Annotated in this window: 28 protein-coding genes, 4 pseudogenes and 1 riboswitch; of the genes and pseudogenes, 12 read left to right on the plus strand and 20 right to left on the minus strand. The window is 43.0% G+C overall.

Annotated elements, in window-relative coordinates; translation table 11 throughout:
• Window positions 1–16: 16 nt before the first annotated feature.
• The 4 genes from LC048_RS17060 to LC048_RS17075 form a co-directional block, all read right to left on the minus strand.
• Window positions 17–637 (minus strand): histidine phosphatase family protein, encoded by a 621-nt coding sequence (locus LC048_RS17060; protein ID WP_306048214.1) that lies wholly within the window; start codon window positions 635–637, stop codon window positions 17–19.
• A gap of 162 nt (window positions 638–799) precedes the next feature.
• Window positions 800–1,243, minus strand: coding sequence for a threonine/serine exporter family protein (locus LC048_RS17065; RefSeq protein ID WP_226601410.1), 444 nt, complete (start codon window positions 1,241–1,243; stop codon window positions 800–802).
• Between the two features lie 14 nt (window positions 1,244–1,257).
• Window positions 1,258–2,016, minus strand: a complete 759-nt coding sequence (locus LC048_RS17070; protein ID WP_226601411.1) for a threonine/serine exporter family protein — start codon at window positions 2,014–2,016, stop codon at window positions 1,258–1,260.
• A 122-nt stretch (window positions 2,017–2,138) separates the two neighbouring features.
• Window positions 2,139–3,329 carry an MFS transporter gene (locus tag LC048_RS17075; protein ID WP_226601501.1) on the minus strand — a complete coding sequence of 397 codons (1,191 nt, stop codon included), beginning with the start codon at window positions 3,327–3,329 and terminating at the stop codon, window positions 2,139–2,141.
• A gap of 114 nt (window positions 3,330–3,443) precedes the next feature.
• On the opposite strand from LC048_RS17075, the gene LC048_RS17080 reads away from it, so the two are divergent.
• A complete protein-coding gene (locus tag LC048_RS17080; RefSeq protein WP_226601412.1) occupies window positions 3,444–3,602 on the plus strand; it encodes a hypothetical protein in 159 nt (52 codons plus the stop codon).
• A gap of 63 nt (window positions 3,603–3,665) precedes the next feature.
• Here the strand turns inward: LC048_RS17080 and LC048_RS17085 are convergent, their stop codons facing one another.
• Window positions 3,666–4,262 carry a DUF421 domain-containing protein gene (locus LC048_RS17085; protein ID WP_226601413.1) on the minus strand — a complete coding sequence of 199 codons (597 nt, stop codon included), beginning with the start codon at window positions 4,260–4,262 and terminating at the stop codon, window positions 3,666–3,668.
• A gap of 104 nt (window positions 4,263–4,366) precedes the next feature.
• Window positions 4,367–4,823, minus strand: a pseudogene (locus tag LC048_RS17090) (OsmC family protein).
• 278 nt (window positions 4,824–5,101) lie between these two features.
• Here LC048_RS17090 and LC048_RS17095 point away from each other — a divergent pair.
• The 6 genes from LC048_RS17095 to LC048_RS17120 all read left to right on the plus strand — a co-directional run bounded on the left by LC048_RS17095 (window position 5,102) and on the right by LC048_RS17120 (window position 11,071).
• A complete protein-coding gene (locus LC048_RS17095) occupies window positions 5,102–6,754 on the plus strand; it encodes a M20/M25/M40 family metallo-hydrolase (protein ID WP_226601415.1) in 1,653 nt (550 codons plus the stop codon).
• 151 nt (window positions 6,755–6,905) lie between these two features.
• Entirely contained in the window at window positions 6,906–8,564 is a 1,659-nt protein-coding gene (locus LC048_RS17100) for a glutamine--tRNA ligase/YqeY domain fusion protein (protein ID WP_226601416.1), read from the plus strand.
• 504 nt (window positions 8,565–9,068) lie between these two features.
• A complete protein-coding gene (locus LC048_RS17105; RefSeq protein ID WP_371931923.1) occupies window positions 9,069–9,569 on the plus strand; it encodes a GNAT family N-acetyltransferase in 501 nt (166 codons plus the stop codon).
• Between the two features lie 89 nt (window positions 9,570–9,658).
• The gene (locus tag LC048_RS17110; RefSeq protein ID WP_226601418.1) at window positions 9,659–10,009 is read left to right on the plus strand and encodes a hypothetical protein; all 351 of its coding nucleotides are present in this window, start codon (window positions 9,659–9,661) and stop codon (window positions 10,007–10,009) included.
• 116 nt (window positions 10,010–10,125) lie between these two features.
• Entirely contained in the window at window positions 10,126–10,503 is a 378-nt protein-coding gene (locus tag LC048_RS17115) for a Gfo/Idh/MocA family protein (protein WP_306048217.1), read from the plus strand.
• Window positions 10,460–11,071 (plus strand): Gfo/Idh/MocA family protein, encoded by a 612-nt coding sequence (locus tag LC048_RS17120; protein ID WP_306048219.1) that lies wholly within the window; start codon window positions 10,460–10,462, stop codon window positions 11,069–11,071. Before LC048_RS17115 ends, LC048_RS17120 begins: the two co-directional genes overlap by 44 nt.
• A 26-nt stretch (window positions 11,072–11,097) precedes the next feature.
• Here LC048_RS17120 and LC048_RS17125 read toward each other — a convergent pair.
• Together LC048_RS17125 and LC048_RS17130 are read right to left on the minus strand one after the other, a co-directional pair.
• Window positions 11,098–11,908: pseudogene (locus LC048_RS17125) on the minus strand (alpha/beta fold hydrolase).
• Between the two features lie 4 nt (window positions 11,909–11,912).
• Entirely contained in the window at window positions 11,913–12,413 is a 501-nt protein-coding gene (locus tag LC048_RS17130; RefSeq protein ID WP_226601502.1) for an NUDIX hydrolase, read from the minus strand.
• Between the two features lie 154 nt (window positions 12,414–12,567).
• Between LC048_RS17130 and LC048_RS17135 the strand changes: the two genes are divergently transcribed.
• Complete coding sequence (locus LC048_RS17135; protein WP_226601421.1) at window positions 12,568–12,942, plus strand: hypothetical protein; 375 nt, start codon at window positions 12,568–12,570, stop codon at window positions 12,940–12,942.
• 171 nt (window positions 12,943–13,113) lie between these two features.
• Window positions 13,114–14,817 (plus strand): PAS domain-containing sensor histidine kinase, encoded by a 1,704-nt coding sequence (locus LC048_RS17140; RefSeq protein WP_226601422.1) that lies wholly within the window; start codon window positions 13,114–13,116, stop codon window positions 14,815–14,817.
• 44 nt (window positions 14,818–14,861) lie between these two features.
• On the opposite strand, the gene LC048_RS17145 is transcribed toward LC048_RS17140, so the two are convergent.
• Both LC048_RS17145 and LC048_RS17150 read right to left on the minus strand, forming a co-directional pair.
• Window positions 14,862–15,092: a helix-turn-helix domain-containing protein gene (locus tag LC048_RS17145; protein WP_226601423.1), complete on the minus strand. Its 231-nt coding sequence runs from the start codon at window positions 15,090–15,092 to the stop codon at window positions 14,862–14,864.
• 7 nt (window positions 15,093–15,099) lie between these two features.
• Window positions 15,100–15,684, minus strand: coding sequence for a DUF1836 domain-containing protein (locus LC048_RS17150; RefSeq protein WP_226601424.1), 585 nt, complete (start codon window positions 15,682–15,684; stop codon window positions 15,100–15,102).
• Window positions 15,685–15,815: 131 nt separating this feature from the next.
• Here LC048_RS17150 and trhA point away from each other — a divergent pair, with 131 nt between their 5' ends.
• Window positions 15,816–16,463, plus strand: a complete 648-nt coding sequence (trhA, locus tag LC048_RS17155) for a PAQR family membrane homeostasis protein TrhA (protein ID WP_226601425.1) — start codon at window positions 15,816–15,818, stop codon at window positions 16,461–16,463.
• Window positions 16,464–16,515: 52 nt separating this feature from the next.
• Here trhA and LC048_RS17160 read toward each other — a convergent pair whose 3' ends face one another.
• From LC048_RS17160 to LC048_RS17190, 7 genes and pseudogenes are all read right to left on the minus strand, one after another.
• Window positions 16,516–17,130 carry an exonuclease domain-containing protein gene (locus LC048_RS17160; protein WP_226601426.1) on the minus strand — a complete coding sequence of 205 codons (615 nt, stop codon included), beginning with the start codon at window positions 17,128–17,130 and terminating at the stop codon, window positions 16,516–16,518.
• Window positions 17,131–17,233: 103 nt separating this feature from the next.
• Window positions 17,234–17,737: an energy coupling factor transporter S component ThiW gene (thiW, locus tag LC048_RS17165; protein ID WP_226601427.1), complete on the minus strand. Its 504-nt coding sequence runs from the start codon at window positions 17,735–17,737 to the stop codon at window positions 17,234–17,236.
• Window positions 17,738–17,749: 12 nt separating this feature from the next.
• Window positions 17,750–18,394: a thiamine phosphate synthase gene (gene thiE / locus LC048_RS17170; RefSeq protein ID WP_306048222.1), complete on the minus strand. Its 645-nt coding sequence runs from the start codon at window positions 18,392–18,394 to the stop codon at window positions 17,750–17,752.
• A pseudogene (gene thiD / locus LC048_RS17175) lies at window positions 18,367–19,201 on the minus strand (bifunctional hydroxymethylpyrimidine kinase/phosphomethylpyrimidine kinase). Before thiD ends, thiE begins: the two are co-directional and overlap by 28 nt.
• Window position 19,202: 1 nt before the next feature.
• Window positions 19,203–20,018 (minus strand): hydroxyethylthiazole kinase, encoded by an 816-nt coding sequence (gene thiM / locus LC048_RS17180; protein ID WP_306048224.1) that lies wholly within the window; start codon window positions 20,016–20,018, stop codon window positions 19,203–19,205.
• 71 nt (window positions 20,019–20,089) lie between these two features.
• Window positions 20,090–20,199: riboswitch (TPP riboswitch) on the minus strand.
• Window positions 20,200–20,266: 67 nt separating this feature from the next.
• Window positions 20,267–20,419, minus strand: coding sequence for a hypothetical protein (locus LC048_RS17185; RefSeq protein ID WP_226601431.1), 153 nt, complete (start codon window positions 20,417–20,419; stop codon window positions 20,267–20,269).
• Window positions 20,412–20,552, minus strand: coding sequence for a hypothetical protein (locus LC048_RS17190; protein ID WP_226601432.1), 141 nt, complete (start codon window positions 20,550–20,552; stop codon window positions 20,412–20,414). Before LC048_RS17190 ends, LC048_RS17185 begins: the two co-directional genes overlap by 8 nt.
• Window positions 20,553–20,674: 122 nt before the next feature.
• On the opposite strand from LC048_RS17190, the pseudogene pepT reads away from it, so the two are divergent.
• Both pepT and liaG read left to right on the plus strand, forming a co-directional pair.
• A pseudogene (pepT, locus tag LC048_RS17195) lies at window positions 20,675–21,905 on the plus strand (peptidase T).
• A 240-nt stretch (window positions 21,906–22,145) separates the two neighbouring features.
• Entirely contained in the window at window positions 22,146–23,009 is an 864-nt protein-coding gene (gene liaG, locus LC048_RS17200) for a LiaG family protein (RefSeq protein WP_226601434.1), read from the plus strand.
• Between the two features lie 558 nt (window positions 23,010–23,567).
• Here liaG and buk read toward each other — a convergent pair.
• Genes buk through LC048_RS17215 form a run of 3 tightly spaced genes read right to left on the minus strand, consistent with a single transcriptional unit; the run spans window position 23,568 to window position 25,771 of the window.
• Window positions 23,568–24,629: a butyrate kinase gene (buk, locus tag LC048_RS17205; protein ID WP_306048226.1), complete on the minus strand. Its 1,062-nt coding sequence runs from the start codon at window positions 24,627–24,629 to the stop codon at window positions 23,568–23,570.
• A 7-nt stretch (window positions 24,630–24,636) separates the two neighbouring features.
• On the minus strand, window positions 24,637–25,563 hold the full coding sequence (locus tag LC048_RS17210; protein ID WP_264188267.1) for a bifunctional enoyl-CoA hydratase/phosphate acetyltransferase: 927 nt from the start codon (window positions 25,561–25,563) through the stop codon (window positions 24,637–24,639).
• Between the two features lie 19 nt (window positions 25,564–25,582).
• Complete coding sequence (locus tag LC048_RS17215) at window positions 25,583–25,771, minus strand: Rossmann-fold NAD(P)-binding domain-containing protein (RefSeq protein ID WP_226601436.1); 189 nt, start codon at window positions 25,769–25,771, stop codon at window positions 25,583–25,585.
• Window positions 25,772–26,070 lie beyond the last annotated feature (299 nt).

Genomic DNA, 26,070 nt, shown 5'->3' on the forward strand with positions numbered 1-26,070 from the left:
TTTTCTATATTCCAAATTAATTTTGTGCTGCCAGCTGCTCGTCATCCACTTTTGCCAGATGGACGCAGTCATTTAGAAACAGTACTGTTTTTTGACCTTCTTTTATCTTAAGCAAATGAATTCCAGTGTCTCCTGTCGGAAAATAGATATCATTTGAAACCGGCAGATTCAAGAGTGTCCTCAGCAGGTTGGAAATCATTCCTCCATGGGAGACGAATGCTATTCTCTTCCTTCCTGAACTTTCAGTTAATATTTTTGAAAATACCGTTTGTGCTCGGAAGCGGAACTCGAGATCTGATTCCCCATCCTCGATTGGTTCATGCGGTTTTCGCCCTCCTTCTGGCTCAGGATAGCGGAGCTTGGCCTCTGTATAGGGCAACCCTGCCAGAACCCCATTATTGTATTCTCTTAAATTCTCATCCTCAATCACTGGAATCCCTATTTCCCTGCTGAGGATTTCAGCTGTCTCACGCGCTCTCTTCAATGTACTTGCCCAGATGACCTCGGGCATGTATTTTTCTTTTACAACTGTCGCCATTTCCTTTGCCTGCCTGCGGCCACGATCTGTCAGCAACAAATCCGCCCGTCCCTCATGCACCTGCAGAATATCCCCTTCCGATTCACCATGCCTGATCAATAGAATTTCCCTGTCTTTTCCCCTTTTTAAAAAGTATATAAAAATTAATTCTGCATGGTTTTAAAAATCCCTTTAAACGACGGTAACAATCGGATGACTTTCCTTGCGGGTATTTTTTTCTCCATAAGAAAAAGACTCACATTTTCATATGAGCCGTTTTCTCTATTTTACAGGACCGAGGTTTGACCTTCTTATCACCTGATTGATTACCTCAGAAAACACAAGACCGACGGCAATCGCCCCGGAAATCATTGAGGCTTTTGCTGCTAAAGACAAGGCAGTACTGTAATCATTCTCCACGAAATTCCTCATCGCATCATATGCCAGTCCGCCCGGTACTAAAGGAATAACCCCGGCAACGCTAAAAATAATGATCGGCGTCCGGTAGGCCTTCGCGAACACCTGGCTGACAACGGCAATTAAGAATGAAGCCATCAACGTGGCGAAAATCGTTCCGAAACCGTTGGTATCCAGCGCAAAATAAACGATCCAGCCAACCATCCCGGAAATGCCGCATTTGACCAAAGATTCTCTCGGTGCGTTGAAAATGATTCCAAACGCAGCGGACGCTATAAAACTTGTTATTAGTTGTTCTAAATAAATCATCTTTTTTCTCCTGACTACAAGAAAGATAAGATAGCTGCTATCCCTGAACCAATCGCGAACGCCGTCAACAACGCCTCTGCACCTTTTGACAACCCTGAAACCAAATGCCCTGCCATCAGATCCCTGACTGCATTAGTGATCAGCAACCCAGGTACAAGAGGCATGACTGAACCGATAATGATTTTATCAAGCTCCTGACCTAGCCCGAATTTCACAAAGAAAAACGATATCATTCCAATAAAAAAGGAAGACAGGAATTCTGCGAAAAATTTAACCGGAACGATCCGGTGAAAATAAACGACAAGGAAGAAACCTATACCACCTGCAGCCATCGAAGGAAGGAAGTCAAGCCAGCTTCCCATGAACATGATTGTAAAACAACCGCTCGCGATCGCTGCCGCCAGGATTTGGATTATAAACGAATAGGTCAGGTTTGCTTCTTCAATCTCCACAAGGAGCTTGCAGGCCTCCTGCAATCCAACCTCGCCGCTGGTGATTCTTCGCGAAACACTGTTGACCATCGCCACCTTCCTTAAATCGGTTGTCCGGTCAGATATACGTACCAGCTTTGTCCGTTCGGGGCCTACCCCTTCTACTGAAAAAATAATGCCGGTTGGCGTTACATAGCTATGCGTCTTATCAATACCAAAAGCGGAAGCCATCCGCGACATCGTATCTTCCACCCGATATGTCTCAGCGCCACTCTGAAGCATGATTTTTCCTGCTAGCATGCATGCGCGCATCACTTCAAATGTTTGATCCTGATTCTCCATAAAAGTCCTCACTTACCAATCCGTACAGTCTAAATTTCTTTATCAGTTTAAATCATAAGAGCGCCAATAAGCAACCATAATTAAAGCCAGCCCCTGTTGCAGGACTGGCTTCTGTTCGTTTTTTAAGAAATAGCTTCATTAGGCTGATGAACAGTTTTTGTACGTCTTCCTTTTATAATGGTCAGAATCAATGCCAATACGATGAATCCACTGGAAATCTGGAACAAAGTCCCGAGTTCAATATACTGGGCAAGGATTCCAAAAAACAGTCCGCTTAACCCAATCCCAAGGTCAATGGATGAAAAAAACATTCCATTTGCAACTCCACGGCGGTTTGGCGGTGTCATCGATAATGTCCATGACTGCAAGGTTGGAATCAATGAACCGAATCCTATGCCAAATAATACTCCAGCAAAAGCAATCATTAAATTGGAATGAGCAAATGACAGCACCCACATACCTGCAAAGGTAAGAGAAATGGTTAGAATCGTAAGCCCTATTGGCCCTTTTTGGTCAAACCATTTGCCGGCAATCGGACGGGATAGTGAGGCAAGAATAGCATTACACAGATAAAATAAGAAAATCTGGTCAATTCCTCGTTCCTCGCCAAATATGACGATGAAAGTAACAATCGTGCCGTACCCAAGATTAATCAGCAATGTCAACATTGCCGGGAACCAGCCCGATTTTTCCACAAGTGAACCAAGATATGTGAACTTCAAGTCTTCCTTCTTTGTGTTAAAAACCTGTTCAGGTGTTTGATAACGAACTGTTCCAAGCAGCACTAAAGCAATCACACCAAGCGCGCCAGAAATGTATACAAGATTTTCGAAGGAAGTAACCTGGAATAGGAAAATGCCCAGACTTGGTGCGATAATCATTCCAATTGTGATTGAAAGGCCGTAATAACCCATTCCTTCGCCGAGACGCGAATTTGGAATGACATCCACAGCTGCAGTTCCGTTAACAGTCGTTGACCATCCCCAGGCTAGACCGTGCAACAGCCGGAACGCTAGAAAAATCACAACCACCTGGGACAGCGGGTATAAAAAAGTGATCAATAGAAGCATAAGGGCACCAATCAAGACGAGCTGTTTTCGAGCTTTGTATTCAAGCATAAATCCGACAAACGGCCTGCTCAACACAGCCCCTATCGAGAAAAGGGCCGTAACAAGACCAATTTCCGTCCCGCTCGCACCGATTGATTTTATATATGGCGGCAATGTAGGAATCAGCATTTGGAATGACATAAAAACAAATAGATTCCCGACCATTAGTTTTATGAACGAAGAGGTCCATAGTGGTTCTTTAATTTGTGACAATCAATTCCCTCCCATTTATAAATAGAACTTTCTTCATTTACACCAACAAAATAAGAAAAGCGCAAGCGCCTTGGTCAGCCCCGACAAGCGCTGGAGGTCCTGACAGTGAAGTCGCTTTTTGACTTCATTGGCAGGATTGAAGCGACTCGAGGGGCTAGGCGCTGGAGCTGGATTAGGAAAACTACTTGTAGTTATCCACACTTGAATAATTTTATAATTTCCTTGCTAACAAAGAAAAAAATCTTCTGCGGCAGAAGATTTTAAATGTTATTTCGTATTTCTAAATAGTATCACAGCACACAGCATAAATAAAAGGAAAATTTTGTTTCATTGGAGGTGTTTAGGATTTTGTGCATTTGATTTATTGAGTTCATCGAAAATGTCAGGCTTTACCGACTCTGGCTTCTCGTCCAACTTCATGATCATTGCTGGGAGATAATCATTCAACATCCTCTTAAACTCCCCAACCGTGAGTGGTTTTGCATCATCCTGCAGCTCATATCCAAGCTGTCCATTAGGTTCAATTGTAGCTAATTTAATATCTTCCAGTTTCGCAATTCCTTTATTCCTTAATCTCATCTCCAACTGGTCAACTGTCAGCCGGAGCTTCTTCAAATTTTTTATATTCAGCTGCCCATTTTGAATGATAATTTTTGATTTCCCCGTAATGAACTTCTCAAAGAGATTATATTTAAGCTGCAAATACTCCAGAATCAAGATCGCAGCAATAAATATAGCTGCCCCGGCGATTGCCTTCCACATGCTCTTCTGCACAATCGGCTGAACTATGATTGTCCCAAGTGAAATCATGACTACTGTTTGTGCCAGTGTCATTTGCGATATAGACTTCCTGCCTGCAATTCTCAATAATAGGATGCCTGATAAAATTAAAAAAGCGGTTTGCCATATAAAAGTGAAATCCATAAGCGCCTCCCAGAAAAATTTCTACCATTAATTTCTCCACTAGAGGATTATTTTATGAGACAAAAAAGACGGTACTGCCTGGAGCACCGTCCTCATAACACTATTTAAAATGTTAATGGTTTTTCGATTACAATTTCTGCTCTGCTGACATTCACTGGATTTGAGATTGTATCATCGACTGGACACGTTTTCGCAATGAAATCTGCCAGAGCCTTGATGTTTTCTTCCGGAGATGGTGATTTAATATAGTAGGTATAGCGAATATCTGAATAGCCGCGGCGCACATCTGACTTGTTCATGAACCCATCGGTATCAAGATCCCCTTCCAATTCGACGCGGAAATCCTCTAATTCCACTCCGAATTTTTGGCTGTATACTCGTGCCACGATCGATTGGCAAGCTCCCTAATGCGCCCAGAAGCATTTCCACAGGATTCATTCCCTGGTCGGTCCCTCCTAAATTGACAGGCTCGTCAATCGTGATATGGAACCCCCTGGCCTGAACATCAACCTTTACCCCTTCTTGCAATGCAGCAGTGGCTTTGAAAATTTCTTTTGGCATGATATTCCCTCCTTTTATTCTACACTTTTATTTTCCATTATTTTTCTGAAAAATCATCCAATAAAAAGTAGTGTACACAAAAGGTTCATTATGATTTGAACAGATTGTGAAAAAATTAACAATCCATTCGGAATTTCATAAAGTCACAGCCGTAAAGTCCTTTAGTTAAAGGAAATCCCTATTAGACTTTTTCTTAACCACTTTTTACTATTGTATTTGTCTTTAGTTTGAGTTAGCTTGATAGTAAAACCTGAATATTCAGAAAGGGGATGTGCTGGATGCTTGATTGCAGGGATGAGGTTTTATTTTATACAAAACAGCTTGTGAACATCGGGAGCATTGTCAACACAAATGGTGAGAACGAGATTGCCCAGGCGCTTTATACGATGATTTCATCGTTTCCTTATTTTATAGAAAATCCGTCACACGTCATCAAACCGCAAACACACAATGATGTACTCGAACGGTACAATGTCATGGCTTATGTAAAAGGGACTAAAGGAAACAGCAACCGTACGATCATTTTAATGGGTCATCTTGACACAGTAGGAATTGATGATTTTACCCAGCTGGCTGATTTGGCATTTGATCCGGACCAACTGCTTGTTGAGTTAAAGAAAGAGAAGCTTCCACCACTTGTAGATGAACATGCGCAATCAGGTGAATGGATGTTTGGACGCGGGGTGCTTGATATGAAGAGCGGCGTCGCTTCCAACCTTTATCTCTTGAAATACTTTTCTGAACACCCAGAGGAGCTTGATGGGAATCTTGTTTTTTTAACGGAGTGTGATGAAGAGGACAGCTCTTATGGAATCCTTTCTGCCGTCAAAGACCTGAACGTCTGGAAAGATGAGCACGGCTTTGAATATGTCGCTGCAGTCAATAGCGACTTTGTCTCACCCCGTTATTCGGGAGATAAGAATCGTTATATCTATAAAGGAACTGTCGGAAAACTGCTCCCTTCTTTTTACATTACAGGCTCTGAAACGCATGTCGGGTCCGCCTTCGAAGGTCTGGATCCGAATTTGATCGCTGCTGAACTGACGAGACAAATCGACTATAATCCTGACCTTTGCAATGAGGCATTCGGGGAGACGACGATTCCCCCGGTTTCCCTCAAGCAGATGGACCTGAAGCCGAACTATACGGTACAGACGGCTCTGGCTGCTTATGTATATTATAATTTCTTCATTCACTCCTGGACGCCAAAGGATGTTTTGGAAAAATTGAAGCAGCAAGCCCATATTGCTTTTGAAAAAGCATTGAAGCTGTATGAGGAGCGGTATCAGCAATTTTGCAAAATGATCAGTGAGCCAAGCAGGGAGATTCAATGGAAGCCTAGGGTAATGACTTATGAAGAAATGGAAGCTGAACTCATACAGGCCCATGGCACTGAGTTCACTGCTCACATGGTGGAATTCAAGGATGATCTGCTTCTCGACTCCAGTCTGGACTTGAGGATGTATGCAGCGCGGGTTGTTGAGGAAGCATGGAAATGGATGCCCGACCAGAGTCCGGCAATCATTATCTTCTACTCTTCCCTATACTCACCAAGGATTGAAGTGACTGGTGAAACTGAGGATGAGCTAAATCTGATTGAAGCTTTGGACAGCGCAGTCAAAACGGTTCAGCCGGAATACGATGAGCCCATCGTTGTCCGCAGTTTCTTTCCATATATATCTGACATGAGTTTTGTCGCTTTGAGTGATGATGACGAGGCATTGGACTTCGCATCCCGCAACAATCCAAGCTGGGGAACGAAATTTTTCGTGGACTACCAGGAAATCCGCGAGCTGAATGTGCCAGTGATTAACATCGGACCTTACGGGCTGGACGCCCATAAACGTTATGAACGGATGGAAATAGACTACTCTGTTAAAATCGTACCGAACCTCACTTACGAAGTCATTCGGAATGTTTTAGCCAAATAATCTGCCGGTGCCTTGTTTAAGGCACCTTTTTTGATATTTCACTACTTGTTTTTCCGCTTTTTTCTTATTACTATATAGTTCAGTGGAAATATATTATAGTAATCATTAAAATAAAGATAATGAGACTGATCAAAGGAAAGGCTGATTTCACTTGGAAGAAAACTCTAATTTTATAAAAACGATTATTAAGGAAGATTTGGAGAGCGGCAAGCGCGATAAAGTCGTGACTCGATTCCCTCCAGAACCAAACGGATACCTACATATCGGTCACGCAAAATCCATTGTCATCAACTTTGACCTAGCAGATGAATTCGGCGGCAAAACGAATCTTCGGTTTGACGATACGAACCCATTAAAGGAAGACCAGGAATTCGTTGATGCCATCAAGGAAGATGTAGAATGGCTAGGCTATGAGTGGGAAGGATTATTTTTCGCGTCTGATTATTTCGATGAAATGTATGACCGTGCTGTTCTGTTAATTAAAAAAGGACTGGCATATGTGGATGATCTATCTGCAGATGAAATCCGTGAATACCGCGGCACACTTTCCCAACCAGGCAAGGAAAGCCCGTACCGCAATCGTTCTGTTGAAGAGAATCTTGAGCTGTTCGAAAAGATGAAGAACGGCGAATTTGCCAATGGTGAAAAGGTCTTGCGCGCAAAAATCAATATGGCATCACCAAATATCAACCTGCGTGACCCTGTTATTTATCGTATATCCCATGCATCACACCACAACACAGGTGACAAATGGTGCATCTACCCAATGTACGCTTTTGCTCATCCACTTGAGGATGCTTTGGAAGGTGTTACACACAGCTTGTGCACGACCGAGTTTGAAGACCAACGTCCGCTTTACGACTGGGTTGTTCGTGAATGTGAAATGGAAGCTACACCACAGCAGATCGAATTTGGCCGCCTGAACCTGACAAATACGGTCATGAGCAAGCGCAAACTGAAGCAGCTTGTAGAAGAAAAGTTTGTCGATGGCTGGGATGACCCTCGCCTGCCGACAATTTCCGGTTTGAGAAGACGAGGTTTCACACCAGAAGCGATTCGTGAATTTGTAAAAGCAGCTGGGGTTTCCAAAGGATACTCAACTGTTGACGAGCAAATGCTTGAGCACTTTGTACGTGAAGACCTTAAGCTGAAGGCTCCGCGTACAATGGGAGTGCTTCGTCCATTGAAAATCGTCATCACAAATTATCCAGAAGGCGAAGTGGAATGGCTGGATGCGGACATCAACCCTGAGAATCCGGAAATGGGCACCCGTAAGATTCCATTCTCACGTGAAATTTACGTTGAGCAGGACGACTTCATGGAAAATCCGCCAGCGAAGTACTTCCGCCTCTTCCCTGGCAATGAAGTCCGCTTGAAGCATGCTTATTTCATTAAGTGTGAAGAAGTGATTAAAGATGCGAGTGGTGAGGTAGTTGAGCTTCGCTGCACATACGATGTAGAAACTAAGAGCGGTTCCGGCTTTACTGGCCGCAAGGTAAAAGGAACACTTCACTGGGTAGACGCAACACATGCGCTTCCTGCAGAATTCCGCTTGTATGAGCCGTTGATTCTGGACAGCGAAGAAGAAGAAGCTGAAGAAGCAGATAACAAATCTTTCCTTGATTACGTCAATGAGAAATCGCTGGAAATCGTGAACGGCTTTATCGAGCCAAATATGAAGGACGCCAAGCCGCAGGACAAATTCCAGTTCTTCCGCCACGGCTACTTCAACGTCGATCCAAAGCATACAACAGAAGACAAGCTAGTCTTCAACCGCATTGTGTCTCTGAAGAGCTCGTTTAAGCTTTAATACTTGGTTTGGCGACCTCCCCGGGTGTGTTGGATTCGGGGAGGTTTTTGTTTGGTGCTGAGTTCGGGTTGAGTGATGTTTTTGTGCATGTACTTGCATTCGGACAGATATTCTCCTTTTGCCTCCAAGCCTGTCACAATAACGGCTTTTTCTTGACTGCTTTTCCGTATTTTCCTCCAAATCTGTCACAATAACAGCTTTTTCTTGACAGCTTTTCCGTATTTTCCTCCAAACCTGTCACAATAACGGCTTTTTCTTGACTGCTTTTCCGTATTTGCCTCCAAACCTGTCACAATAACAGCTTTTTCTTGACTGCTTTTCCGTATTTTCCTCCAAACCTGTCACAATAACAGCTTTTTCTTGACAGCTTTTCCTGGTTTGCCTCCAAACCTGTCACAATAACAACTGTTCCTTTCTCTGCCTAAATCACATATTCTCTTTTTAAAAGGATAATCCGCTTTTAATCTAGAACTTTATATAGCAACTATTTTTACAGAGGTGAGCATGATGGAAATTCGACGATTAAATGGCGGGGATGCGGAGGGTTATCGGGTCCTGCGGCATGAAGCTCTACTTAAGAATCCTGAGGCATTCAGTTCCAGTTATGAGGATGAGATGAATTATGAAGCAGCAGATTACAGTAAAAGGCTAGATAGTCAATTCACTTATACATTTGGCGCGTTTGATGAAAATCAGCTCGTCGGGGTCGTGTCACTTGTTCCAGAAGGAAAGGTGAAGCTAAAGCACCGGGCGAACATCTTTGCTATGTATGTGACCTCCTCACAACGGGGTCGGGGTCTAGGACGGGAACTTGTAAAAACAGCTATTCAACAAGCGGCAGACATAAAAAATGTGGAACAGATTCACCTTACAGTGACCTCAAGCAATGAGCGAGCAAAAAAACTATATACTTCTCTAGGTTTCGATACATATGGTGTCGAAAAGAATGCTTTGCGGATTGACGGGACTTATTATAATGAAGATTTAATGGTGTTATTTTTGTAAAAGGCCAGAATTGGCCTTTTTTCATGTTTATTTTTTGCTGAAAAAGGAACTAGGTAAAGGATGAGTCTTTTATTGAAAGGAGATTGCTCATGTTTTTAGATGCTTATGTTAACCAGAAGGTTCAGATTAAACTTAAAAATTTCCCAGACAGCATGATAGGCGATATAACGGGAATCTACCAGCCTGATGAATGGTATCTTGTAAAAATAGTACATGCCGAAAATATGGGGATTTGGGTTGAGAACCCTTGCTATAAGCGGACTCCGGTTCAGAAGGAGGATGGAACCGCGATTCCTGACGAAGACCAGGTGGAGGAAACCTGTATCACTCACATGTTCCTGCGATGGGATTATATCGCATCCGTTATCACCTTCCCGGATGCAGATGCACGTGCTGATAAAAAAGCCAAGCTGATCGGTTTTCAGCCTGATGTGGATTAGGAATTATTTAAAACGCTGCCGGAAAACTGGCAGCGTTTTTTCTTCGATTCACTAATGTATTTAATAGTTATAATAATCTGTATAATAGTTTACAAATGAATTACTGGAGGTTCCCCATGCTGAAAGTCGGAGTAATTGGCCTTGGTGCAATAGGCCAGCGTTTGATTAAAGGTTTTCTTGAACACCCGGAGATGGAAATTGCGGCTGTATGTGATTCGATGGAAGATAGAGTAAAGGAAACGGCAGTCGAGCTTGGTGATATTCCGTCATATGTCGACCATCAGGAAATGCTTGAGAACACACAATTGGATCTTGTGTATGTCGCTGTGCCTCCTCAGTTCCACCATTCCGTAGCATCTGATGTACTTGCGAAAGGTATACATATTCTTTGTGAGAAGCCTCTTGCAAACTCTATAGAGGAGGCGGAAAGTCTATTAAAACAGGCGGAAGATGCGGGGGGTTGTCCATGCGATCAATTTTCCGCTGAACTATAGCGCTGGCACCAGGACGTTTGAAAAATTAATCAAGAGTAACTATGTTGGCAAGCTTAGAAGAGTTCAATTAAAGATGTACTTCCCGGAATGGCCTCGCCCGTGGCAGCAGAATGCGTGGGTTGCGAGCAAGGAACAGGGTGGCTATGTCCTGGAGGTTGGCGTTCACTTCATCCAACAGCTGCAAAAGATCTTCGGCCCAGCTGAGGTGAAGGATGTTCACATCCATTTCCCTGAAGACCCGCACGCGAGTGAAAATGCAATTCTTGCAATCTTGAAGCTAGCGGACGGTACACCGGTACTGATTGATGGCATGAGCCAAATTGCCGGCAAGGAGGAAATTGTGTTCACTGCCTACGGTGAAGATGGTACACTATCACTCTTGAATTGGGGCGAGCTATTCGGCGGCAAGCTTGGCGAGGAAATCCTGCCATTGGAAGCTGATCACTCCCTGACAGATTCATTGGTTGATAATCTTGCAAAAGCAATCAAAGGTGAAGAAGCTACGATCATTGATTTTGCCGCAGGTTATGAGGCACAGGTTATATTGGAGCAACTCAGGAAAGGTTGAGGGCGCAGGATATGCGCTCTCTTTTTTTAATGACTGTTTGTCAGCCAATCCCCAAATATAGCCTGGACAAGTTCACGCTTCTCAACTTGCAGCATATGGCCTGCACGATCCAATACAGCCATTGTAGAATTCGGGAACTTATCCAACAAAAAGAAATGGTCTTTATATCCGCAAATATAATCCTGCTTGCCAAGGATGAACAACGCTGATTGGGGTATGGTGTCAACGTCATTAAACGGTTCATCAATCAGGTAATACCGATGGGCCTTCCAATCCGAAGCAAGAAAATCCCGATTGGCCAAAAGCCTGCCGGGCTGGATTTCTTTTTTTGAAGGTCCCGAATGTTGCTTCATTTTGGTGGATAAATAGAGTTTCAAATGCAGTTCGGATATCTGGCTCAATATTTGAAAGCAGCTCTTCATCCTTCCCTAAAACAATTCGTTCTGGAAGATTCCTTTCTTTTACATGGAGTGCTGGAGCCAAAAGGCAAATCCCTTTTACATAGTTCCTCCTGTTATGAAAAATCCCTTGTGCCAAATATCCCCCAAAAGAAGCACCAATCAGCGAAAATTCTTTTCCCCAAAAAGTATCATCAATAAAGTCAAGCAAATTCCCAAGTAAGTCATCCGTTGATTTCACATTATTGTCAATAGTACTCCGCCCATGAGCAGGTAAATCAATATACACTCTTTGGAAACCTTCAATCTTATTAAAAATAGGTTCTAGCCAGCCTAGCATCGAACGATGGTCTGTACCCATAGCATGAAGAATCAGCAAGGGAAACCCGTCCCCAATGACTTCATAATGAATACTGCCCTTTCTTACTTTGCAATCCACAGCTTCATCTCCTCTTTCCCACCCATCCGTTATCCCACCGAAAATCAGTCTTTTCTCTATCAGTTCTGACAAAAACACTCTCAGGATAAGGCAGTGCCAATTCGGGTCTATTTTCAACGCTAAAGTAACGGAGTTCCGCTGTCTCACTGTCGATTGGATTATGCTCTCCCCCGACGGACCTGCAATCGAATACGAACACAACATATTCAACCTTGTGGCCGTTTGGGTATTCATAACGAAACTCTTTCCCTCCGTATACACCGAGTAATTTTTCGGGAACAACATGCAGGCCAGTTTCTTCCCAAACTTCACGGACAACAGCTTCTGCCGGTGCTTCACCTAGTTCGATCGCTCCTGCCGGCAAGCTCCACTTCTCACCATTCCCTTTGTTTTGAAATAAGATTTTTCCCGCCTCATTCCTGATAATTCCTGCCACACTCGGCATAAAAATAAGGTCACTTCCCACTTTGTTCCGAAGATCCTGATAGTAATTTGACATTCCCATAAAACCTTCACCACCCTGCTTTTCCATTCGCCGTCCCACCAGTTTTTTCCTTCTTTAAGCAAATGACTATCACTCTCCGCGCGCACCTACATACTTTATAGAGAATTTATCGCCAGCTCTCAGGCAGATTTTTATCAATAAGGAGTGTGCCCGCATGTATCAACATCACTTTAGTTACAACCCGAATCAACTTGACCCTTATACTCATTATGATTTCAACTATTACGCGCAGCAGCAGGATCCGTACGATTACGAAAGACAGCCTGCTCTCGAGCGAAGAGTGAATCAGCTTGAAAGGCAGTTGCAAGTTCAAAAAACAGAGCTAGACAGGCAGAATAAAGAAATTGCCCGCCAAAACAGAGAGATCGCAAGGCTTAATAGGGAGATTGGCCGTTTAAACAATGAAGTTACTCGCTTGAATCAAAACGACGAACGTCACACGCGGCGTTTAAACCGTTTGAATCAGAGACTGCGGACTGTTGAAAACCGCTTGAATATCCCCTTCTCGGCAACGGATGGTGATTTTTAAAAACTTCTCAAAGGACTGGAATCCGATTTCGGTCCTTTGTATAATTTCCCAAATGGATGACATGATATATTAAAAATAATCTTAATTTTAAAATGAAAAAATTGTGCTACTATAGAAAAGTATCACAAATTTTAATTACGTGAGCTTAATGCTTACTTTAGGAGTCAAATAATGAAAAAAAAGCAATATGTCCTAATCTTTTTCATCCTGAGCATTACCTGGATATTTGGAACAAATTATCTGTTAAACAAATACGCTCCTTCAGAATATGTTGCCATAATTGAACATTCTAAGGAACTTCTTTATGTACTATCAGCAGGCTGGTTTTTCTATTTTTTCATCTCGAAGATGGAGGAATTGAGTGCTTCAAAGGAAGAAGAAGAGCGACTGTCCACCCTGATTAATTCAATGGTCGATTTCGTCAACTTCAAGGATGGAGAAGGCCGATGGATTCAGGCCAATGATTTTGGATTGAAACTGTTTGATATTGAAAACGTTGATTATAGAGGAAAGAAAGATTCGGAGCTTGCGGAGTACAGCATTTATTTCAGCGATGCCTTGAGATATTGTGAGATTTCCGATGAAGAAGCATGGAAAGCAGGCGGAATAATCCGTGTTGAGGAGGTACTTGCACAACCGGATGGAACAAACAAAACTTTTGATACTATTAAAGTACCGCTTTTCAATGAAGACGGAAGCCGGCAGGGTCTTGTCATCATGGGCCGGGATATCACCGAACGAAAAAATGTTGAAACCCTTCTTGAAGAGAGCAGGCAACAATACCGTTCCCTGTTTGAATACAGCCCTGACATTGTTTCGATGCTCGACTTGAATGGGACGATCACCAATCTCAATCCGCAGTTTGAAAAAATCACTGGTCTTAACAGGGATGAATACATCGGAAAAAACCTGGCGGACTTGATTCCAGATTCCCACAGGCATATTGTTTTAGATAAGGTTGCCAATGTGGTGGAAAATCACTCCCCGCAAATGTTTGAACTTGAATTCATGCAAAAGAACGGCAAGCCACTCACTTTCCAGAGCACTTCCCTTCCAATCATTGTGAATGACGAAATTGCCGGGATCATTTGCAACTCCCGGGACGTGACTGAGCTTCGCCAAACAGAAGAGCGTCTGCGGAGGACGGACAAGCTTTCGGTAGTCGGCGAATTGTCCGCAAGTGTGGCGCATGAAATCCGCAACCCGCTTACTTCCTTGAAGGGCCTTGTCCAGCTATTGCAGATGGAGGATGAAAAACATCAGCTATACTACCAGATCATGATCGATGAACTGAACCGGATCAACCATATCGTCAGCGAATTGCTATTATTGGCCAAGCCGCAGCAAATAAAATACACAGAAGCAGACTTGCAGATTATTTTACATGATGTCATTTCACTTTTAAAATCAGAAGCGAGCCTGCATAATATCCAAATCGAGTTCCAGGTTCAAAGTAATCCCGTCATGATCGAATGCGAGCCGAATCAGCTCAAGCAGCTATTCATCAATATCTTAAAGAATGCCATAGAAGCATCCTCAGCCGGAGATGTTGTCACAATCTCACTACAAAGTCATGACAACAATGTAACTATTATGGTCGAGGACGAGGGAGTGGGAATCTCGAAAGAACTTCTCGAAAGAATTGGGGAACCTTTTTATTCTTCTAAAGAAAAAGGCACCGGACTCGGAATGACCGTCAGCTTCAAAATTGTCCAATCTCATAATGGAACAATTACGTTCAAAAGCGAGCCTGATAAAGGTACAGAAGTAATCGTTCAATTGCCGATCAAGCACGCGGACCATATGAAAGGTGTTGAATCCAGTAATAATGGCAGCATGGTCGCTAGCCTGGCAAGCATTGGAGTTAAACAATAGTAGAGAGAAACAAAAACGCGAAAGGGTCAGTCCTTTCGCGTTTTTTAATCCTCATCTTTAATGTCAATATCCTCAGGCACCGGCTCATTCATGATTTCTTCAACAAGTTTCTTATATTTTTCCATCTGTTTCATATGCGTGTTGAATTGATCTTTGTATATCAAATAATGGTCGCCATCGTGAATGGCCCTTATTTTTTGCTGAAAAATCATCTTTTCTATTTTCGATTCCGGAATCGATAAATATTCTGCTGCTTCTTTTACTGTCAAATACACCTTGAATTCAGTCCTTTTTGTTAATTTCAGCACCAAGCCTGTCAACAAGCTTCTCTGCTGTCCTTCTGTAAAAATTACTTATATTAATAAGTGATGCAATCAATAATACCGTTTCGAGTTCCTCAGGATCATCTGCATCCAGCCTCTTCACTTCCTGTTTCACATCTTGCTCGGTTTTCAAGACATCCTCGCTGAAGATTTCAACATTTTTCTCATAAAGCTTCAAATAACTTTGATAAAAATGTCCTAATTGAATATCCCCTGACTCAGTTTTCTGGTTAACCCCTTCGAGAGTCTGCTTGATATCCTGGATCGACAAACCGCCTTTCAGTTGATAGATCAAACTGATCAGGATCAAATGCTCCTTCGAATACTTTTTATTTTTTATCGGGAAGAACAACTTTCCCTTGGCATAATTGTTGATCATCGTTTTCGTCAGGACTTTTTCATCCTCATTCCTAGTTGAGCATCCAAAATTCTTTTCGAAAAGCTGGATCACCTGGTCCATGTACAAGTCGATTTCCGGGATGTCTTCCAGTGCAATGTTATTTTCAAGTTTAAGCTCAGCTAACAGCTGTTCTAAATTATTCAATACAATCCCTCATGTTTTTTTATTTTATTATAATGCAAAAAACACACTCGTAAACATTGACTATGTATCGTTATGAAGATATTATAATAAGTAGTTATCAATACTACATAAAGCGATATGGAGGTTATAAAATGAACAGCTACATCCGTGAACCAATCAATGGCCTGACTCATCTTGCTGGTGCTTTACTATCCTTTGCAGGCCTGCTTGCGCTCGTCATCAAAGCTTCGCTTACCACCGGCTCAGCCCTGGCCATTACTTCTGTCATGATTTTCGGCATCAGCATGATTCTTCTTTACACGGCATCTGCCACCTATCATATGGTCATCAGCAAAGATAGCGTGATCGCCTTCCTAAGAAAAATCGATCATTCGATGATTTTCGTATTGATTGCCGGAACCTATACACCGTTTTGCCTGATAAGCCTTAATGGAGTGACAGGCTGGACATTGTTCGGCATCATTATATTCGCTGCTTTGTGCGGAATCCTCTTTAAGATGATTTGGTTCAGGAGTCCAAGATGGCTGTCGACCTCTATCTATATTGTAATGGGCTGGATGGTTATTTTCGTCGTCTCTCCACTCTCATCTGTCTTAAATCCTGCCGGTATCTTCTGGCTGGTTGCTGGAGGCATCATGTACACAATCGGCGGCGTCATTTATGCGCTGAAACCTGATTTCCTACGCTCCAAACATCTCGGCTTCCATGAAATTTTTCATATTTTCATCATGCTTGGGAGTACTGCCCATTTCCTGAGCGTATACTTGTATGTTCTATAACAAAGTGCAAGCACATAAATACAAAAGGTGCCTGAAAAAACAGGCACCTTTTCTAGTAGAACATCCTTCTTCTTTGTTTTTGGGCAGGCTGGTACTTCCGCATCGGACCATAATCCAGCACTTCCTTCAAATAATAATCACCATTTGGGTTTTGCTGCTTAAGCAGCTCCGTCAAATATGTAATGTCGTCCATCGCCCTGTGCGTCTGGAATTTTGAGATATTATGAGCCTGCAGCAAAGTCAGCAGCTTGCTGTTCGGGAAACCGTGGTTCTTCCATTGCACATTCTTCATCGTGCAATACCACTTCATCTCGTTGACTTCTGGATACATCCTGAATAAAAAACTTCTGTCGAACGAGGCATTATGGGCAAAAATTGCATCGGTGCGATTAAAATAATCCATTATTTTTTCATCGTAAAACGTCTTTCCACGAACCATGTCATAAGAAATCCCATGAATCCGGTAGGCTCTGTCGTAATTTCTCTGGGCGGTGATCGACAGCGGCTCTCTTAAATAAGAATCTTCATCAAGAATGTCGATTATTTCTCCTGATTCCTCATGAAAGGAAATTAGCTTCAAAGCCAATTCTATTATTTCATCTGAATCCGGGCCTAATCCAGTTGTCTCTACGTCCACTACCAATCCAAGCTTGTTCTCTTTGTTCAAAAATGTCACCCTTTTCAGCTGGAATATATGATTCTATTTATAATCATATATGAGGACTACTTTCATTTCCACCTTTAGAGAATAGGATGTAATCTTTTCCAACTTAGAGCCTGTTGGTCATCTCTAATCTGCCCGCTGTATTCTTCATAAAAATTTTCAGAAGTGCGAAGCCTATTGCCGCACCACCAAGCGAGCTTGCGAAAAATGCGGGTACCATTCCAAACAAAGCTGCTTCTTTGCCAAGAAATAGAGTAGCAATCGGATAGCTGACAATCGCCCCAAGGATTCCTGTGCCAACTACTTCTCCTGCGAAAGCAAAACCCATTCTCTTCGTTTTTTTATACAAATAGCCCGCCAGAAGAGCACCAATCATGCTTCCAGGAAATGCGAAGACAGACCCGGTCCCCATTAGATTTCTCAATATTGATATGCCTAAAGCCTGGGCAACTGCATAATATGGTCCGAGAAGCACTGCCGACAAAACATTGATAAAATGCTGAACCGGAAATACCTTAAGAATTCCAAGAGGAATAAACAACATATGGCTTGTCAATGTTCCTATTGCCATCATCATCGCTGTTAAAGTAAGCTTTTGTGTGTTTTTCATGATAACCTCCCTTTAATACATGATATCCCTTAATCTTGCTGCGGCTTCCTTGACGTCATCTGCATGGCTGATTGCTGTAATGACAGAAACACCATCCGCTCCAGCATTCATTACTACTGCAGCATTATCCACATTGATTCCTCCGATCCCGACCATCGGGATGCCAAAGTCTTTTAGCTGCTCAAGCAATGCCGTTCCCTGGACTGCTCTTGTATCCTTCTTTGTTGCAGTTGGAAAAATCGTCCCAACTCCAAAATAATCTGCACCTGCAAGCTTTGCCTTTTCAGCTTCTGTGTGACTATGGACGGAAACTCCAAGAATCTTATCGCCTATTTTGTCGCGGACCTCTGATGCATCCTCATCCTCTTGCCCAATATGGACGCCGTCCGCATCAAGCTCAAGGGCCATTTCGATATCATCGTTCACAATGAAAGGAATGCCGTTATCATTGCAGATCCTCTGCAGCTCCTTTCCCAACACCAGCTTTTCCATCCCCTCAAGGCAGTTACTTCCTTTCTCACGATATTGAAAAAGACTGATCCCTCCGCGAATCGCCTCTTCCAGCACTAATCGAGGCTCTTGCAGGCAATTCGTGCTGCCGGCGATAAAGTAAACCTTCAGCAAGCTTCTCATTTGTTCAGGGCTGATTCTTGCCATGAGGTGACCTCGCTTTCCATTTTCATATTGGCCCAATGATTAGTAGGTCCATGTCCATTCCCAATGATCAGCGGGTCAGCGATGGCAGCGTGGATGAATTCCTTCGCTATAGCTACTGCTTCATGAACTGACTTCCCTTTCGCAAGCTGTGCTGTAATGGCAGCGGAAAAAGTACAGCCTGTTCCATGAGTGTTCTTTGTTTCAATCCTTGCAGAGGAAAAAAAAGACAAATTCCCTCCCGTCAAACAGGACATCGACCGATTCGTTTGTTCCCTCATCATGCCCGCCTTTTATAATGACATTTTTTGCTCCAAGCGCATGAATTCGTCTTGCCGCCTCCTTTTTCTCATCCATGCTGCCAATAGACATGCCGGTCAGTACTTCTGCTTCGGGGATATTCGGGGTAATGATTAGACAAAGCGGAAGCAAATGATTCTTCAAGGCAGAAACTGCTTCCTGCTGAAGCAATGAAGCCCCTCCTTTCGCAATCATGACCGGATCGACTACAACCTTATCCCATGCGAAATACTTTATTTTCCCAGCAACAGTTTCAATGATCTCAGCATTGAAAAGCATTCCTGTTTTCAAAGCATCCACCCCAATATCATCCCCGACAGATTGGATTTGTCGGGCAACTGCCTCTGCCTCCAGCGGAAAGACTCCCTGGACACCAAGCGTATTTTGGGCCGTTACTGCGGTCAGCGCAGACATCCCAAAAACTTTCAGCTCCTGGAAGGTTTTCAGATCTGCCTGGATGCCAGCACCACCGCCGCTGTCCGACCCCGCAATTGTTAAAGCTTTTTCCATCTCAATCAACCTCCACGCGAGTAAAAGACATTTTCTTAATCAGAACGTTTCCGCCAATAAGGTATAACCAGTTTAAGAATTCTATTTGAAAGCTTCCCGGACCCTGACTGGCACAATTGTCAGCAGCTATTTCCGACGCCACTCCATAGATGGCTACTGCTGCTGTCGCGGCTTTCAGCAAGTTTTTTTCAACAGCAGTGAAGGCGCCAATTGCGGAAGTGAGCAAACAGCCGGTGCCCGTCACTTTTGTTAGCATTTGGTGACCATTGTGGACAAAATATGCAATATGCCCATTTGTAATAATGTCGTTCTTACCAGTCAGGACAACAACCGTCTTCAATTTTTTCGCAGCCGAAACAGCAAGCTCGAACACATCCCCACTGGATTCACCTGCATCCACTCCGCGTATACTCCAAGTCTCCCCGGCAACATTGGCAATCTCTGATGCATTTCCTCTGATAATCGCAATCTCTAATTCTTCCATCAGCCTCCTTGCCGTTTCAGTGCGATATTGAGTTGCACCCGCACCCACTGGGTCCAGGATAACCGGGACACCATGCTCGTTCGCCGCCTTGCCGGCAATCAGCATCGACTCAACAACTTCAGGCGTCAGCGTCCCAATATTGATGACAAGACTTCCCGCCACCGTGGCTATGTCAGCAACTTCCTCTTGGGCATATGCCATCACCGGCGAAGCACCCAGAGCCAGCAATCCATTAGCGGTGAAATTGGTGACCACAACATTAGTGATGTTATGTACGAGCGGGTTCTCCCTGCGGACTCTGTCCAGCAAAATAGCAATCTCTTTCTTCTCCATTCTGAAACCTCCTTGAAAAAATAAAAAAGCCAGATCCATTAGTGGACCTGACTTAAAAGCAAAGTAAGAAAACTTCTCTCACACTACTTTCCTACGCTGGTATTACCCAGATCAGGTCCGAAGGGTTAAAAGACATAACGTCTTTCTCTCAGCCTGTAACAGGGCACCCCTAGTAGTACATCGAATATTCAATTATTTTCATCCTAACCTTAACTTTTATTTATGTAAAGAGAAAACAACCTATTCTGTTATTTTTCACTTTTTAACAATTCTTTGATTTCTTTGAGCAGCTCATATTGCTGCTCCTGTTTATCGATGATTCTCTTAGCCAATTTCTCCAGTGTTTTCGTAATGGACCACAAGGCTAAGACCAGGACTAGAATCAAGCCCAATTCATTCATCTTTATCCACTTTCCCCTCAGTAATATCATCAAATGGAGTATAGTTGTTGCTTGGCAATTTTCCGGATGTAATTATTTTATAAATTGAATAAAACACGACAGACAGGACAATGGCGGTTAAAATATATCCCATAATTCCCCAGCCTCCTTTTCACCATTATACCCTGAAAATTGAATTTTGAGATTCCTTTTAAATGGCGTTTCTAATGTTCTATGCTAATATGAAAATATACATAGTAATAGGAGTTGAAAGACATGAAAAACGAGATCATCGAAAGATTTACATCTTATGTAAAAGTAGACACACAGTCCAATGAAAACAGTGAAACCACTCCATCCACAGAAGGACAGCTTAACCTTGCCAACATGCTTGTCGAGGAATTACAAACGATTGGAATGTCAGAAGTGACGATTGATGAGAATGGTTATGTGATGGCGACACTTCCTTCCAATACCGATAAAGAAGTGCCAACTATTGGCTTTCTTGCCCACATTGATACGGCCACTGATTTTACCGGCAAAAATGTCAATCCGCAAGTTGTAGAAAACTTCGATGGAAATCAAATCATCCTGAATAAGGAACAGAATATCATCCTGTCTCCTGCAGATTTTCCAGAGTTGCCTCAATATAAAGGGCATACTTTGATCACCACTGATGGAACCACGCTGCTTGGAGCTGACAATAAAGCCGGAATCGCAGAAATCATGACGGCTATGGCTTATTTAATCAATCACCCGGAAATCAAACATGGCAAAATCCGTGTCGCTTTCACTCCGGATGAGGAAATTGGCAAAGGCCCTCATAAATTTGATGTGAAAGCATTCAATGCAAAATTCGCCTATACCGTTGACGGCGGCCCGCTTGGCGAGCTGGAGTATGAAAGCTTTAACGCAGCCAACGCTACAGTGACAATTAAAGGAAAGAATGTCCATCCCGGCACGGCGAAGGGCAAAATGGTGAACTCCGCAAAAATCGCGATGGAATTCAACAGCAAGTTTCCTGCCGAAGAAGCGCCTGAGCACACAGATGGTTATGAAGGTTTCTTCCACCTCAGCTCGATTGAAGGAGGTGTCGAGGAAACGACGATGAGCTATATCATCCGTGATTTTGACCGTGACAGCTTCCAGGCCCGCAAGGAATTGATGCATAAAATCACCAATGAAATGAAGCATACTTACGGCGAAACCCGCGTTGAACTTGAAATGTACGACGAATACTACAATATGAAGGATAAAATCGAGCCGGTAAAAGAAATTGTCGACATCGCATACGAAGCGATGGAAAACCTCGGCATCAAGCCGATCGTCAAGCCAATCCGCGGTGGCACAGACGGCTCACAGCTTAGCTATATGGGATTGCCGACACCGAATATTTTTACAGGCGGAGAATTTCCACGGAAGGTTTGAATATGTCTCTGTGGACACTATGTTGAAATCCGTTGAAACAATTGTAGAGATTGCCAAACTTTATGAAGCGAAAGCTTAATGAATAACAACAAGAAGCCAGATTCCTGACTATGACGGAGTCCGGCTTTTTTTTTACTCATATCATTGGTGGTTTTTAAATACATTTTTATGTTGACGTCTCCTTGGAAAGTGCCCCGATGACCGACCTAAACCCAAATCCGCCTCAAGCCCTATCCAGATTTAAATCGGAGGTGCATTGGGAATAAGATTGACCTGCCTTACTATGAATATAGAATGAGATTGAGAGGGGATTTTTAAGGTGAAAAAGGTAATGATGATTTTCTTGTTAATTACTGGGGCTTATATTGCTTGGAATTACTTCTTCAATGGCGACGGAATGAACTTTGCCAGGGCGGAACACTCGGTTAAGGTAACAGATAAAACGGAAAAAATCCTGATTGATGTTTCCAGTGTACAGACGAAAATTGTGCCAGAGGACATTCAAGATGTCCGCGCTGAATTGAAAGGCAAAGGTACGGTAAATGTTACGCGGCATGGTCATGAAATAAAGGTCACCGTAAAAAGGAAAGGCTTCTTCTGGTTCAACTCGTTTGAGATGGATAAAACAACTTTGACAGTTTATATTCCTGAAGACTATGAAAAGAATATGGAAATCGAGCTCGGTTCAGGCGAGGTAGTATTCAAAGGTCATTCCACTGATAATCCCGTGAAGCTTAAAGAACTTGCGATTGATGTCGGATCAGGAAGCATGGTCCTGGAAAACCTGGATGTTGAAGCACTTGAACACAAAAGTTCATCAGGCGAAGTGGAGATCAACTCAATAGCTGCTGGCACTGGTTCATTTGAAGTCAGCTCCGGAAGCGTCCATGTCAAAAACTACTCAGGCAAGCTTGAAGCAGACGTGTCATCTGGTGAGCTGGAAATCCAGATGGATTCATTGACAGATGACATAAACTTAAATGTCAGCTCAGGAGATATCGATCTGGATTTGCCAGATGATGCTGATTTTAAGTTGAACGGAAAAATAAGCAGCGGCAACATCTCAACTGATTTCCCGCTTGAAAACAAAGAGGAATCAGACAACCGCCTTCGCGGCGAACATGGAAGCGGGAAATACGAAATCAATGCTGATGTCTCAAGCGGCGATATTGAAATTTTCTAAAGTAATGAATTGGCGAACTGGTTATTTCCGGTTCGCCATTTTGTTTGGTTTTATCAACATTAAAATTGCGAACTTCGAGAAAAAGCACCTCTGCCAATTATTGAACTGGAAAAAATCATGGATAATTTCCAATTCGCTATAAAAAATCCATTTTCGCTATAATAATGAGAATTTCGCTATAAAATTGTCAGTATCGCTATAAAATTGAAATTTTCGCTATAAAACAAAGATACTCGCTATAAAATCTTGTTTTATCCTTCTTCCATAGATTTATCTGCTCAAAAAAAAGCATCTTTATATCAAAACCAGCCTTAATATCCTTTGTTTTTACCGTTTGTTCAATTAAACTAAGTGCAAACACTTCCTGAGGAGCATATTATATTCAAATTACTCATTACGATGCTGGAACTGCTCGGTATCATTGTGACGATTGCTTTCCTTTTAACGAGGTTCCACTTTTTTCGGGGATTAATTTATCATGATTACCTATACCGGCGACAGCAATATATTGCGATTGTATTCTTTGGATTTATTATGCTGAAAAGCCTCTGGCGTTTTTTAATAGATTTTCGCTTTTTCCTTCCCGTTCATCACTCGAAAAGCACCTGCAATTAGGGCTTTCATTTCTGCTTCACCAGGCAGCACGAAAACTTTTCCTAGAAAACTGATTTTCTCCTGGATCAATCCTACAATCATTTGTGAATGGGCGATTCCCCCGGTAAGAATGATTCCATCAATCTTCCCTTCCTGTACGGTGGCTATCGCGCCAATCTCTTTACCGATTTGATGTACCATCGCCCTTAATATAACTGCAGCTTCCTCTTCACCATCCAGTACGCGCTGTTCAACTTCAATGACATTCTTAGTGCCAAGATAAGAATAAATCCCACCCTGTTTTGTCATCCGTTGAAGCAACTCTTTTTCCGTATACTTTCCCGAAAAACAAAGCTGGACAAGCTGTTTTGCCGGAAGCCCGCCTGCCCGTTCAGGAGAGAATGGTCCCTCATTTTCGGCATTATTGACGTCTATGATCCGTCCGTTTCGTACCGCTGCGACCGAAATGCCGCCACCCAGGTGGGCCACAACAAAGTTTGCATCATCCAAATCCTTCCCGATTTCTTCTGCAACATTACGGGAAACAGCCTTGATATTTAGGGCATGCACATGACTTTTCCGTTCAATATCTGCAAGTCCTGAAATCCTTGCTTCATCAATTAGTTCATCCACGCATACTGGATCTACAATATAGGCTGGGATTTGATGAGAGCCAGCTATTTCCGCGGCAATAATTGATCCCAGGTTCGAAGCATGGTTGCCATATTTCCCTGAGCCTGCATCATTTAGCAAATTTTCATCCACTATATACGTCCCGCTGTCCATTGGCTTCAGCATTCCGCCCCGGCTAACGACTGCGTCGAGTTCTGAAGGCTTGAATTTCGCCAATCGTAAAGCCTCCATAATGGACTCAAGCCTGTATGGAAGCTGATCTGCTAGTTCCGGCAGCTTCAAGATGTCTGCATCAGCATGGCGGATCGTCTCTTCATAAAGTGAATTTTCGTCTTCATAAACTGCTATCTTTGTAGAAGTTGACCCTGGATTTATTGCTAGGATTTTCATCATCCCCCTCCTATCTTCCAACGCTGACCGTTGTATTGGAGGCTGCAACGACGGCCAGTGCGATCGAAGCCAATTTTGCTTCTGCTGCATCTGACCTGGAATTCAATACGAGCGGTATTTTTGCACCCAACACAATTCCTGCCATCGTCCCCTTCGCAAAATACGTGATCGCCTTGCCAAGGAAGTTTCCTGCCTCTATTGTAGGGACAATCAGTAAATCCGCTGCTCCCTCCAGCTCGCTGTCCAATCCTTTATGCAGCAGGGATTCCCTGCTGATGGCGAGGTCGAGCGGAAGCGGTCCTTCTATCAGCAGCTCCTGGCTGTATTCATTTTTTATCAGCATGGCCAGATGATCGGCTTCCACGGTCACAGGCATTTTCTCGCTGACTCGTTCGTTCGCTGCTAAAATCGCTACCCGCGGATGGTTCACTTCAATTGTGCTCAGGAACTCGACCGCATTCTGGATGATTTCCTTCTTTTGCTGAAAATCTGGCGCTATATTTATTCCGCCATCACTCATACTGATTAGCTGCTCGGCACCTGGGATGTCGAACACGGAGATATGGCTGATGACACGCCCAGTTTTTAAGTTAAGCTCCTTATCCAACACTCCTTTTAAAAATGGTGTGCTATTTACGAAGCCTTTCATGATTGCCTGTACTTGACCTTCACTTGCCAGTTTTGCAGCAATAAAGGCATTTTCATTTTCAGTATAGGCAGGATAAATAGGATATGCCTCTACTGAAAAATCGAGTTCCCTAGCCAATTCAATAATCTTTTTCGGATCGCCCACTAGAAAAGGTTCAATGATGCCAAGCTCGACAGCCGCTTTCACCGCTTCAAGTACATCCCGGTCGTGGGCAGCCGCGACGCTTAATTTTACAGGCCGCCTTGTTCGCGCCGCATCAATGACATCTTTAAAGCTTTTATAGCGCATGCTTCTCACCTCCTGTTGCTTAGCCTGTATATTTGCTTTGGATTCTGCCGATTTTTTCAATCTTCGCTTCTACTAATATATTTGCGGCTTTATACGTTGGTAGATCATGAGTTTTGGAGATTTTGTATATTTTTCCGAGAATATCATAGATCATGCTCGCATTTTTGAACGCCCAGTCCTTGCTGTACTCATGGAGTTCATCCGCCACCTGGATTAATCCGCCCGCGTATTTTCCTGATCAATAAACATTTGTAAGCCCTTACACACATTCATTATAAAGGCTGTATCAGCTGCTTACGGTGATATATCTTACACTTCTATGGCAAATCAACTGGAAAAAATCATTAATATTTTCCAGTTCGCCAATAAAATCATAAAATCGCGAATAAAATTTTATTTTCACCAATAAACCTATGAAAATCGCGAATTAAACCGTATTTTTGCCAATAAACCTATAAAAATCGCGAATATCATCCGTATTTTCTGCAATAAGTAGCTATGCTAAGG

Origin of the sequence: Mesobacillus subterraneus, from assembly GCF_020524355.2 — a bacterium.
Taxonomy (GTDB): Bacteria; Bacillota; Bacilli; order Bacillales; family Cytobacillaceae; genus Mesobacillus; species Mesobacillus subterraneus_C.